The sequence below is a fragment of the Nocardioides sp. genome (assembly GCF_041393715.1).
In the GTDB taxonomy this organism is placed as follows: domain Bacteria; phylum Actinomycetota; class Actinomycetes; order Propionibacteriales; family Nocardioidaceae; genus Nocardioides.
The window spans coordinates 315,720-327,507 of sequence record NZ_JAWKJQ010000001.1 but is presented as its reverse complement, the minus strand read 5'-3'; the positions used below and the strand labels follow the sequence as shown (position 1 = coordinate 327,507).

Below are 11,788 nucleotides of genomic sequence, written 5' to 3'. Positions count from 1 at the left end.
GGCGACATGCCGCGCGGGTCCTTCAGCGGCCGGCGTACGCCGTGGGCCCGGCCGGGTCAGCAGCGGCTCAGGAGCCGGTCCAGAAGATCGCCACCGCCATGTTGCCGAGGGTGAGCGCCATCAGGCCCCAGAAGAGGCCGTCGGGGATCTTCTCCTTGCGCATGTTGGCCATCACCAGGATCAGCACCACCAGCCCGATGGTGAACTTCACCGCGATCTTGGCGTGGTTGACGTCCTCGTCGCCGCTCTCGAGCACCCCCACGAGGAACAGGCCGGCCAGGAAGGCGAGGCCGATGCCGTCGCGCATCGCCGCGTTGACCGTCTTGGCCGGCTCGCGCATCTGGACGACCATCCCGCCGAGCAGCGCGGCCCAGCCGATGAAGTGGAGGAAGACCAGCGCGTGTTCGAGGAGATCCATGGCGGTCAGGCTAGCCGGGCGGTCCGCGCCGGGTGCGACCGGAGTACCGCGCGGCGCGCCGCCGGGTCCGGCGCGGTCGGGGGCTACTGGTGCGTACGGAGCAGCCGGTGCGTCGTACGCACCAGTAGACATCTCCCCACGCGGCCCACCGCGGGTCGCCATGGGACGTCATCCACCCCGGCCGCCCCGACGCTCGTTCCGGATGACGCTGCGCGGCCGACGCGGCGGCCCGCGACTCAGCCCGCGACGGGACGACCCTCAGAGCAGCCGGCGGTCGGAGGCCCAGCGGGTGAGCTCGTGGCGCGAGGAGAGCTGCAGCTTGCGCAGCACCGACGACATGTGGGTCTCGACGGTCTTGATGGAGATGAACAGCTCCTTGGCCACCTCCTTGTAGGCGTAGCCGCGCGCGATCAGCCGCATCACCTCGCGCTCGCGCTCGGTCAGCCGGTCCAGGTCCTCGTCGACGGCGGACACCTCGATCGAGCCCGCGAACGCGTCGAGCACGAAGCCGGCCAGGCGCGGCGAGAACACCGCATCGCCGTCGGAGACCCGCTGGATCGCGGCGACCAGCTCGGGCCCGGTGATGGTCTTGGTGACGTAGCCCCGGGCACCGCCACGGATGGTGCCGATGACGTCCTCGGCGGCGTCGCTGACCGAGAGGGCGAGATAGCGCGCCTCCGGCGAGGGGGCCTGCCGCATCACCTCGACCCCGCCACCGCCGGGCAGGTGGACGTCGAGCAGCACCACGTCGGGGTGCTCGGCGGCGATCGCGGCCACCGTCTCGCCGACGTCACCCGCCTCGGCGACCACGTCGACCGCGTCGCCGAGCTCGGCGCGCACCCCCCGTCGGAACATCGCGTGGTCGTCGACGATGACGACACGGACCCGGCTCTGCTCACTCATGGCTGGTTCCCTCCTGGGGGTGGTACGTCGGTGTCGGCGGGCCCGGCCGCGTCGGCCAGCTGCATGCTGAGCCGGACCTCGGTGCCCTCGCCGGGGGCGGAGCGGATGCGCGCCGTGCCGCCGTGGCGCTCCATCCGGTCGACGATGCTGTGCCGCACGCCGAGCCGGTCGTCGGGGATGTGGTCGGGGTCGAAGCCGGCGCCACGGTCGCGGACGAACACCTCGACGTGCGGACCGATCACCTCGGCGTAGACGTCGACCCGGCCGGTGCCGGCGTGCTTGGCGGCGTTGGTCACGGCCTCGCGGGTGGCGTTGACGAGCGGGCGGACGGTCTCGCTCATCGGACAGTCGCCGACGCTGACGACGTCGACCGTCACGCCATGGGCGTCCTCCACCTCGGCGCCGACCCCGCGGAGCGCGGAGGCCAGGCTGCGCTCGTCGGTGGACTCACCGGAGTAGAGCCACGCCCGCAGGTCGCGCTCCTGGGCGCGGGCCAGCCGCGCCACCATCGGCCCGTCGGTGGCGTTCTTCTGGATCAGCGCCAGCGTCTGCAGCACCGAGTCGTGCAGGTGTGCGGCGACGTCGGCACGCTCCTGCGACCGGACCCGCTCGGCGCGCTCGGCGGTCAGGTCGGAGGCCAGCCGGAAGACCCACGGCCCGACCACGATCGCCAGCCCGACGATGCCGAGCAGCGCGGCGACGGTGATGTCGCGAGCGACCCCCAGGTCGCCGGCGTGCAGGGAGAAGATCACGACGGCGAAGACCACCAGGCCGAGGCCGGCCGCCACCCGGGCGTACGACGCCCACCCGCCGCTGCCGAACACCGCCCGGAACGGGTCGATCCGACCGCCGGTGTCGAGCCAGCGCTCGCGCTGCACCTCGTCGGCCTGCCGCCACAGCAGCCCGATGCCGACCAGCCCGAGGACCATCGGCCAGAACACCGCGCCGGTGCCGAGCACCGCCTCGACGAGGAACAGCAGCCCGACGCCGAGGGCCCCCAGGGCCACGGCCGGACCCACGTCGGTCAGCCGACGGACCCGGCCGGGGCGTTTCCCGGTGCGGCTGGCGCTCTCGAGCCCCGGCGCCTCCTCCACGAAGGCGGCGTCGCTCGGCAGCACCATCCACAGGCCGGCGTAGAACGCGATCCCGAGGCCGCCCAGCACGGTCGCCGCCACGAAGCCGGCCCGTACCCACAGCACCGGCACGCCCAGATGACGCGCCAACCCGGACGCGACGCCGCCCACGATCAGCCGTTGGCTGTCGCGGTAGGCGCGCCGGGGCTCGCGTCGCGTCGGGGCCTGGGGAGGCAAGGTCGTGGTCATTTCATCGTCAATCGTCACACAGCGCCCGCCCTCCGACCATGAGGCGTGACCCCGACCGGACCCTGAGCGACCCCCCGCCCGGTCCGGTGCGAACCAGGGTGGTCCCCGATGGTCCGCGAGCCGTGCGCGGAGCAGAGTGGAGTCATGACCACAGCACCTCCCGAGGAGCCCACCGGCGGCACCAGCACGGCCACCCCGCCCGAGACCGGAAGCGGTCCCGACCAGGGCTACGGCCCCCGCGTCACGACGCAGCAGATGCGCGACGTGTCCCGGCTGCGCCGCACGATCCTCGCCGACCGCAAGATCGCCGGCGTCGCCGGCGGCCTGGCCCGGCACTTCGACGTCGACCCGCTGATCGTGCGGGTGGCGTTGGTGGTGCTGGCGCTGTTCGGGGGGTCCGGGGTGCTGTTGTACGGCGCGCTGTGGCTGCTGCTTCCCGAGGACGGCGCCGGCTCGGCCGTGATCCGGCTCGACGAGCGCAGCCTCGGGGTGGCGCTGATCGGCGTGGGCGTGGTCGCCGGGCTGGCGCTGCTGGGCACGTGGTCGGACGCCCGATGGGTCTCCTGGCCGCTGGCCCTGATCGCCCTCGTGGTGCTCCTGATCGCCTCCTCGCGGGAGCGCCGTCCCGCCGCGCCTCCCCAGCCGTACGCCGGCCCCTACGCCGGCCAGCCCTACCCACCGCCCGGCACCCCGGCCGCGGCCCCACCGCCGCCGGCCTACGCCGGCCCCCAAGGAGCTCCCATGACCACCACACCCGTCGCCGGCCCGCCCTCCAGCACCACCGGTCGCCTTCCGTCCGACGCCGGGACCGGCCAGCTGCCGCCGGCCCCGCCGTTCCCACCCACGGCAGGCTGGAACCCGCCGCCGCCCCCGCCCGTGCGCGACCCGCGTCGCCGCGGCCCGCTGCTGGTGTGGATCACCCTGGCGCTGATGGTGCTCGGCATCGGTGTGCTCGGCATGATCGACGTCGCCGGCACCGATGTCGCGCCGTCGGCCTACCCCGCCCTGGCCACCGCCATCGCCGCGGTGATGCTGCTGGTCGGCGCGTTCTACGGCCGCGCCGGCGGGATCATCTTCCTCGGCCTGGTGTCGGCGACGGCACTGGCCGGAGCGACCATCGGCGAGCGCATCGAGACCGACCAGACGACCGTCCGTCCGCTGACGGCCGGCGCCGTGGACACGACGTACTCCCAGGCGGCCGGCGAGCTGGTCTACGACTTCAGCGACGTCACCGACCCGGCCGCGCTCGACGGCCAGCGGATCGCCCTCGAGCAGGGTGCCGGCCGGATCGAGGTGATCGTGCCCCGCAACGTCGACGTGCAGACCACGACGAGCATCGGCGCAGGCAGCGCCCAGGTGTTCGGCGCCACCCGCGACGGGCTCGGGCTCGACTTCAGCCAGCACCACGACGTGCCGAACGAGGTGGCCACCGTCTACCTCGACATCCAGCTCGGCTTCGGCGAGGTGGACGTGCACATGGACCCACTCCCCACCGCTCCCCAGGAGACCCGATGAACACCCATGACCTCGACGACCGCCCCAGCGGCTTCCACCCCCTCCACGTCGGCCACCTCGTGATGGGCCTGGCCTTCGCCGGCCTGGTCGGCATCTGGGCGGTGATCCAGACCGGCAACGTCGCCGCCGGGGACGTCCGCTGGCTGCTCCCGCTGCCGTGGGTGTTCGCCGGCGCTGCCGGACTGCTCGCCGCGGTCGTCTCCGGCCGCCGCCGTTCGCTCGCCGAGCAGCGGACGTACGCCGCGGCTCGCGACGCCCACGAACCCACCGATCTCGACCTCATCCAGGAGGAGGAGTGATGAACCAGCCCACCCAGAACCCCATGCCCGACTACTCCCAGCCGCCCACGGCCAAGCGCCTGGTGCGCCGCCGCGACGACAAGATGGTGGCCGGCGTCTGCTCCGGCGTCGCCGACTACCTCGGCGTCGACGTGACGCTCGTCCGGGTGCTCACCGTGCTCGGAGCCGTGTTCGGCTTCGGGTCGCTGATCGTCGCCTACGTCGCGATGTGGGCGGTGGTTCCCGAGGAGTGACTCGGGACGCCAGCGAAGGGGCCGCGATTCGGGGGAACGCGGCCCCTTTGTCGTGTCCGGGGACGATCCCCCACGATGGGGGCATGACCCCCTCGCTCGGCACGCTGACGACCGTGCCCGCCCTGGACCGGCCGGACCTGCTGGCGGACCCGGTCGCCGCTGCGCTGCGCGCCTGGCCGGGCGCCGCCGAGGTGGGCGTGGTCGAGATCGACCCCGGCCTGGCCGACACCGCCGCGCTCTGCGAGGCCGCCGACCTGCCGCTGGAGGCCAGCGCCAACTGCGTGGTCGTGATGGGCCGCCGCGACGGGGAGGAGCGGGTCGCCGCCTGCGTGGTCGCCGCCGACACCCGCGCCGACGTCAACACGACCGTGCGCAAGCTGCTCGACGTGCGGAAGTGCTCGTTCCTGTCGATGGAGCGGGCGGTCGAGGAGTCCGGCATGGAGTACGGCGGGATCACCCCGGTCGGCCTGCCCGCCGGCTGGCGGCTGCTCGTGGACGCCCGGCTGCGCGACGTCCCGGTCGCGGTGATCGGCTCCGGCGTACGCCGGTCCAAGCTGCTGCTGCCCGGCTCGTCACTCACCGCCCTGCCCGCGGCCGAGGTCGTCGAGGGCCTCGGCCGCTGACCCGCCGGGCCTGACCGATCGGGGTGACGCGTCAGCCGACACCCACGGCGCGCCAGGCGCCGCGGACGATCTGCGCGGAGCCCTTCGGCGCCGAGCCGGCCTTGACCAGGACCCGCGCCGAGGTGGCCACCTGGTCGGCGGCCTGGGCGAAGGTGCTGTCGGCCGCGAGGAAGTGCAGCGCGTGGTACCAGATCCGCGCGGTCGTCACCGTGTCGCCGATCTCGCTGGCGGCGAGGTAGAACGCCCGGTTGGGGATGCCCGAGTTGATGTGCACCCCGCCGTTGTCGGCGCTGCCGGTGTAGCGGTCGGCGTAGTGGGCGGGCTGCGGGTCGGTGCCCAGGATCGGGTTGTCGTAGGCCGTGCCGGGGTGCCGCATGGAGCGCAGCGCCTCGCCGTAGAGGTCGGGGCCCATGATCTCGTCGCCGATCAGCCAGTCGGCGTCGGCGGGGTGCTCCCCGTTGACCCATTGGGTGACGGCGGTGCCGAACACGTCGCTGAAGTGCTCGTTGAGCGCGCCCGACTGGTTCTTGTAGATCAGCCCGGAGGTGAACTGCGTGACGCCGTGCGCGAGCTCGTGGGCGACCACGTCGAGCGAGCGGGCGAAGCCCGAGAAGATCACGCCGTCTCCGTCGCCGAAGGTCATCTCGTCGCCGTCCCAGAAGGCGTTGTTGTAGCCGGTGCCGAAGTGCACGTTGAGCACCAGGTCGAGGAACCTGTTGTCGATCGACTCCCGGTTGAGGACCTGCTGGTAGAACGACCGCACGTGGCCGGCGTTGTCGTAGGCGTTGCTCACGTCGGCGTCGTCGGTCTCCGGCTCGCCCTCCGCGCGGACCAGCGTGACCCGCTGGTTGGTGGTGTGGCCGGAGTCGTAGACCTCGCGCCGCGAGGTGCCGGTCGGGGCCGGGGCGATGCCCTGGACACCGCCGGCGTCGACGGCCGCGATCGTGTCGGCGCGACGCTTGCGGGCCTCGTCGGCGAGCTTCTTCTGACTGCTGTCCGCGGCGGCGCCGTCGGCGTTCTTGACCACCTCCGACTGCACGTACGGCGGCACGAAGTGGCAGATGGTGCGCGAGCTCATGAGTTCCCCCTTTGGGCGGCCGAGTGTCGCCCCTGTGGGTGAGAGGACCCGCGGCCGGCCGGGGAGATACGCCGCCCGCGCGGCAGGAGTGCCATCTCGAGCGGGCAGGAGCGCCGTCTCGCGGAGCCGGAATCAGGGGGTGTAGGAGCCCTCGGGCAGCTCGAACCACAGCAGCTGGTCGAAGTCGTCGGAGACGTGGGCGGCGGCCAGGTCGGGCGGGCTGGCGGCGGCCAGGATCTGGCGACCCAGGTCGAGATAGCCGGCCAGGGCCGCGACGGGGGCGGTGCTGCCGTGCCGGGGGTAGGTCATCGCCCCGGTGTCGTCGTAGGAGACGTCGGCCAGCCGCAGCGGCGGCTCGACGGTGCCGCCGCGGTGGTGCCACAGACCGGTGGCGGGGTCGAAGCGGTAGTCGCCGAGCAGCCGCCAGCCGTCGCGGGCGACCAGCCGCACCGCCTCGACGAGATAGGTGAACACCTCCTCGTCGATGAAGTAGTTGAAGTTGACCCGCACCCAACCGGGCTTGATCCCCTCGCAACCGACCGCGATCTCCGACTCGTACTCGTGCGACTGCTCGATGTCGATGCCGAGCAGGCGGTGGCCGTAGGGGCCGGCGCAGGAGCAGCCGCCGCGGGTCTGGATGCCGAACAGGTCGTTGAGCAGCGCGACGACGTAGTTGTGGTGGAGGCGCCGACCCGACGGCCCGCGCACCACGAAGGACACGATCGAGAGCCGCCGTGCCTCAAGGTTGCCGAGCACCTGCAGCGCCGGCTCCTCGGCCCAGGCGGCCAGCGCCCGGCGCAGCATGTCCTCCTCGCGGGCCTGGATCGTCTCGACCCCGACGGCCTCCTTGAGCTGGAAGACCAGGCCGGCGCGGATCGACTCGACGATGGCGGGGGTGCCGCCCTCCTCGCGGTGCGCCGGGTCGTCGAGGTAGCGGTGGTCGGTGGGGTTGACGTAGGCGACGGTGCCGCCGCCCGCGACCACCGGCACCCGGTTGGTGAGCAGCTCGCGGCGCACCACCAGGACGCCGGGCGTGCCCGGGCCGCCGATGAACTTGTGCGGCGAGAGGAACACCGCGTCCTTGCGGGTCTCCGGTGGCCGGCCGGCGGGCGACATCTCGATCTGGACGTAGGGCGCCGCGGCGGCGAAGTCCCACAGCGACAGGGCGCCGTACTCGTGGAGCAGGGCGGCGATGCCGTAGGTGTCGGACACGATGCCGGTCACGTTGCTGGCGGCCGAGAAGGAGCCGATCAGCAGCGGACGGTCGGCGTGCCTCTCGAGCTCGGCGCGCAGCACCGCCTGGTCGATGTGGCCGTCGGCGTCCTCGGGGATGGTCACCACGTCGGCGACCGACTCGCGCCACGGCAGCTCGTTGGAGTGGTGCTCGAACGGCCCGACGAACACCACCGGACGCTGGTCGACGGGGATGGCGTCGCTGAGGTGGTAGCGGTCCTCCATCGCGCTGGGCAGCCGCAGCCCGAGGATGCCCACCAGCTTGTCGATCGCCGCGGTGCTGCCCGACCCGCAGAAGATCACCACCGTGTCGTCGTCGCCGCCGACCGCGTCGTGGATCACCCGACGGGCGTCCTCGCGCAGGCGGGTGGTCTGCAGGCCGGTGCCGCTGGCCTCGGTGTGCGTGTTGGCGTACGACGGCAGCACCTGGTCGCGGATGAAGTCCTCGAGGAAGCCGAGCGAGCGTCCCGAGGCGGTGTAGTCGGCGTAGGTCACCCGGCGCGGGCCGTAGGGCCCGTCCATCACCTGGTCGTCGCCGATCACCGACTCCCGGATCCGGGCCACCAGGGCCGCGCTGCGTAGGTCCACCCGGCCACTGTAGGACCGGGGAAACCCGGTCGCGCGGCCGGCGGGCCGGGTCGTAGCCTCGGACGAGTGCGCCGGCTCCCCCTCGACCATCCAGGAGTCGCCGACCACCGCTCCCCGGGTCGCTTCCTGTGGTGGCTCGCTCGCGGCCAGTGGCGGACCCTGGTCATGGGGATGGTCTTCGGCATCATCTGGATGAGCAGCCAGGCGGTGCTGCCCGCCCTGCTGGGCCGCGCCATCGACCGCGGCGTCGCCGCCAAGGACACCTCGGCGCTGCTCACCTGGGCCGGGCTGATGCTCGCGGTGGGGCTGGTGCAGGCGGTCAGCGGCATCCTCCGGCACCGCTACGCCGTCACCAACTGGCTGACCGCGGCCTACCGCACGGTTCAGCTGGTCGGCCGGCAGTCCTGCGACCTCGGCGCCACGCTGCCGCGCCGGGTCTCGACCGGCGAGGTGGTCGCGATCGGCACCTCCGACCTGTCCCACCTCGGCCAGGTGATGGACGTGTCCGCGCGGTTCTCGGGCGCCGTCGTGTCGTTCCTGCTCGTCTCCGCGATCCTGCTCGCCACCTCGGTGACGCTCGGACTGGTGGTGCTGGTCGGCATGCCGCTGCTGATGCTGGCGCTCGGGCCGCTGCTCGCACCCCTGCAGCGGCGCAACGCCGACCAGCGGCACCTGACCGGCGAGCTGGCCAACACCGCCGGCGACATCGTCGGCGGGCTGCGGGTGCTGCGCGGCATCGGCGGTGAGGACGTCTTCGCCGCGAAGTACCGCCGCGAGTCCCAGCACGTCCGCCGCGCCGGCGTCCACGTCGCTCGCCTGCAGTCGGTGCTCGACGCGCTCGAGGTGCTGCTCCCCGGTGTCTTCGTCGTCGTGGTCGTCTGGCTCGGCGCCCGCACGGCCGTGCAGGGCCAGATCACGCCGGGCGAGCTGGTCGCGTTCTACGGCTACTCCGCGTTCCTGATGATCCCGCTGCGCACGGCCACCGAGTACGCCAACAAGCTGATCCGGGGACGCGTCGCCGCCCGGCGGGTCTGCCGCGTGCTCGCGCTCACCTCGGAGTACGCCGCCCCGGCCACGCCCCGGCCCACCCCACCTGCGGGCAGCGAGCTGGCCGACCGGCGTACCGGCCTGCGGGTGGCGCCCGGCCTCGTCACCGCCCTGGTCAGCGACTCCCCCGACGAGACCGCGGCGCTGGCCGACCGGCTGGGCATGATCGCGCCCGATCCCGACCCCGACGTGACCTGGGGTGGCGTCCCGCTCACCGAGCTGCCACGCCGCGAGGTGCGCCGCGCGATCCTCGTCTCCGACACGGCGGCCGCGCTCTTCTCCGGCCCGCTCGGCCAGCGTCTCGTCGTGCGGCCCGGTGCCGACCTCGACGCAGCCCTGGCGGCGGCCGACGCCGACGACATCCTGGCCGGCCTCCCCGACGGGCTGGCCACCCCGGTCACCGAGCGGGGCCGGTCGTTCTCCGGCGGACAGCGCCAGCGGCTGGTGCTGGCCCGGGCGCTGGCGCTCGACCCCGAGGTGCTGGTGCTGGTCGAGCCGACCTCAGCGGTCGACGCGCACACCGAGGCCCGGATCGCGGCGCGGCTGGCCGCGGCGCGAGCCGGCCGCACCACCGTCGTGGTCACCACCAGCCCGCTGGTGCTCGACCGCGTCGACACCGTCGCGTTCGTCCGACAGGGCCGGGTCGTGGCCACCGGGACCCACGAGGAGCTGCTCGCCACGCACCCCGACTACCGCGCGGTGGTGATCCGCGAGCAGCCCGACGACGAGGGTCTCGACCTGGCGGCGGGAGCGATCCGATGAGCGCCGCGCTGCCCGTCGCCGACGCCCAGGCGCTGCGTCGCTATGTCCGCCAGGTGGCCCGCCGGCACCCGCGACTGCTGTGGTCGGCGCTGGCCCTGCACGCCCTGGCGGCGGTCGCCGCGCTGGCCGCTCCGCGGCTGCTGGGCGACCTGGTCCAGGCCGTCGAGCAGGGCACCACCGTCGCCCACGTCGACCGGGTGGTGCTGCTCCTCGCGGCCTTCCTCGCGGCCCAGACGGTGCTCACCCGCTACGCCCGGTTCCTCTCCCAGGCCCTGGGCGAGCAGGTGCTGGCGGAGCTGCGCGAGGACTTCGTCGAGCACGTGCTCGCGCTGCCGATCGGCACCGTCGAGTCCGCGGGCGCCGGCGACCTGCAGACCCGCGCCAACCGCGACGTCGACCAGCTCGGCTGGTCGGTCCGCTACGCCCTCCCGGAGTGGACCATCGCCGTGGTCACGGCGGTGCTGACCTTCGTCGCGGCCGTCAGCGTCGGCTGGTGGGTGGTCATCCCCTGCCTGCTCGGGGTGCCGCCCCTGGTCACCGGGCTGCGGTGGTACCTCGCCCGCGCCAAGGCGGGCTACCTCCGCGAGACGGCGTCGTACTCCGCGATCACCGCGACCCTCAACGAGACCGTCGAGGGTGCCCGCACCGTCGAGGCGCTCGGCCTCGCCGAGGAGCAGGTACGCCGGCTCGACGACGACATCCGCGAGTCCTACGCCGCCGAGCGCTACACCCTCTACCTGCGCATCGTGTTCTTCCCGAGCATGGAGATGGCCTACCTCATCCCCACCGTGCTGACCCTGCTCCTCGGCGGCTGGCTCTACACCCGCGGGCAGGTCTCGCTGGGCGACGTCACCGCGGCCACGCTCTACGTGCAGATGCTGATCGACCCGGTCGACCGGCTGGTCTCGATCCTCGACGAGCTGCAGCTGGGTGCGGCGTCGCTGGCCCGGCTGCTGGGCGTCGCCCAGGTGCCCGACGACCGCACGGTCTCGGGTGCCGAGCCGGCCGACGAGCACCTGCGCGCCGAGGACGTGCGCTTCGCCTACGTCGAGGGACGCGAGGTGCTGCACGGGGTGTCCCTGGACGTCGGCGTCGGCGAGCGGGTGGCGATGGTCGGCCCCTCCGGTGCCGGCAAGTCCACCCTGGGCCGGCTGCTGGCGGGCATCCACCCGCCCGGCGGCGGGTCGGTCACCGTGGGCGGCGTACCCCTGGTGGAGCTGCCGCTCGACGACCTGCGCGGCCACGTCGCGCTGGTCACCCAGGAGCACCACGTGTTCGTCGGCACGGTGCGGGAGAACCTCGCGCTCGCCGCGCCGCCAGGCGCCGACGACGACCGCATCCGGCGGGCGCTCGACGCGGTGGACGCCCTCGACTGGGTGGACGCGCTGCCCGACGGTCTCGACACCGTGGTGGGCTCGGGCGGCCGCGCCGTCACCGCCGCCCAGGCGCAGCAGATCGCCCTGGCCCGGCTGGTGCTCGCCGACCCGCACACCCTGGTGCTCGACGAGGCCACCTCCCTGATCGACCCGAGAGCGGCCCGTCACCTGGAGCGCTCGCTGGCGGCGGTCCTGGAGGGACGCACCGTCGTGGCGATCGCCCACCGGCTCTTCTCCGCCCACGACGCCGACCGGGTGGCGGTGGTCGAGGACGGCCGGATCACCGAGCTCGGCTCCCACGACGAGCTGGTCGCCGCCGGCGGCGCCTACGCCGCGCTGTGGGACTCCTGGAACGGCCATCAGCCCGGCTGAGGAGAGTCCCGGCAGTCCC

11 protein-coding genes are annotated in these 11,788 nt (G+C 73.6%); 6 read left to right on the top strand and 5 right to left on the bottom strand.

Annotated features, from left to right (window positions below; translation table 11 throughout):
• Positions 1-67: 67 nt before the first annotated feature.
• The 3 genes from R2740_RS01690 to R2740_RS01680 all read right to left on the bottom strand — a co-directional run bounded on the left by R2740_RS01690 (position 68) and on the right by R2740_RS01680 (position 2,643).
• Positions 68-418 (bottom strand): hypothetical protein, encoded by a 351-nt coding sequence (locus R2740_RS01690; RefSeq protein WP_371300952.1) that lies wholly within the window; start codon positions 416-418, stop codon positions 68-70.
• 258 nt (positions 419-676) lie between these two features.
• A complete protein-coding gene (locus R2740_RS01685) occupies positions 677-1,321 on the bottom strand; it encodes a LuxR C-terminal-related transcriptional regulator (protein ID WP_371300951.1) in 645 nt (214 codons plus the stop codon).
• On the bottom strand, positions 1,318-2,643 hold the full coding sequence (locus tag R2740_RS01680) for a PspC domain-containing protein (protein ID WP_371300950.1): 1,326 nt from the start codon (positions 2,641-2,643) through the stop codon (positions 1,318-1,320). The genes R2740_RS01685 and R2740_RS01680 overlap by 4 nt, the downstream gene beginning before the upstream one ends.
• A 144-nt stretch (positions 2,644-2,787) precedes the next feature.
• On the opposite strand from R2740_RS01680, the gene R2740_RS01675 reads away from it, so the two are divergent.
• The 4 genes from R2740_RS01675 (at position 2,788) to R2740_RS01660 (ending at position 5,313) form a co-directional block, all read left to right on the top strand.
• Positions 2,788-4,158 (top strand): PspC domain-containing protein, encoded by a 1,371-nt coding sequence (locus R2740_RS01675; protein ID WP_371300949.1) that lies wholly within the window; start codon positions 2,788-2,790, stop codon positions 4,156-4,158.
• Positions 4,155-4,457 carry a hypothetical protein gene (locus R2740_RS01670; RefSeq protein ID WP_371300948.1) on the top strand — a complete coding sequence of 101 codons (303 nt, stop codon included), beginning with the start codon at positions 4,155-4,157 and terminating at the stop codon, positions 4,455-4,457. The genes R2740_RS01675 and R2740_RS01670 overlap by 4 nt, the downstream gene beginning before the upstream one ends.
• Positions 4,457-4,690, top strand: coding sequence for a PspC domain-containing protein (locus R2740_RS01665; RefSeq protein ID WP_371300947.1), 234 nt, complete (start codon positions 4,457-4,459; stop codon positions 4,688-4,690). Before R2740_RS01670 ends, R2740_RS01665 begins: the two co-directional genes overlap by 1 nt.
• An 83-nt stretch (positions 4,691-4,773) precedes the next feature.
• Complete coding sequence (locus R2740_RS01660) at positions 4,774-5,313, top strand: YbaK/EbsC family protein (RefSeq protein ID WP_371300946.1); 540 nt, start codon at positions 4,774-4,776, stop codon at positions 5,311-5,313.
• 31 nt (positions 5,314-5,344) lie between these two features.
• On the opposite strand, the gene R2740_RS01655 is transcribed toward R2740_RS01660, so the two are convergent.
• Complete coding sequence (locus R2740_RS01655; protein WP_371300945.1) at positions 5,345-6,391, bottom strand: M4 family metallopeptidase; 1,047 nt, start codon at positions 6,389-6,391, stop codon at positions 5,345-5,347.
• 132 nt (positions 6,392-6,523) lie between these two features.
• A complete protein-coding gene (locus R2740_RS01650) occupies positions 6,524-8,212 on the bottom strand; it encodes an aminotransferase class V-fold PLP-dependent enzyme (RefSeq protein WP_371300944.1) in 1,689 nt (562 codons plus the stop codon).
• A gap of 66 nt (positions 8,213-8,278) precedes the next feature.
• Between R2740_RS01650 and R2740_RS01645 the strand changes: the two genes are divergently transcribed.
• Positions 8,279-10,021: an ABC transporter transmembrane domain-containing protein gene (locus R2740_RS01645; RefSeq protein WP_371300943.1), complete on the top strand. Its 1,743-nt coding sequence runs from the start codon at positions 8,279-8,281 to the stop codon at positions 10,019-10,021.
• Positions 10,018-11,769, top strand: coding sequence for an ABC transporter ATP-binding protein (locus R2740_RS01640; RefSeq protein ID WP_371300942.1), 1,752 nt, complete (start codon positions 10,018-10,020; stop codon positions 11,767-11,769). The genes R2740_RS01645 and R2740_RS01640 overlap by 4 nt, the downstream gene beginning before the upstream one ends.
• Positions 11,770-11,788 lie beyond the last annotated feature (19 nt).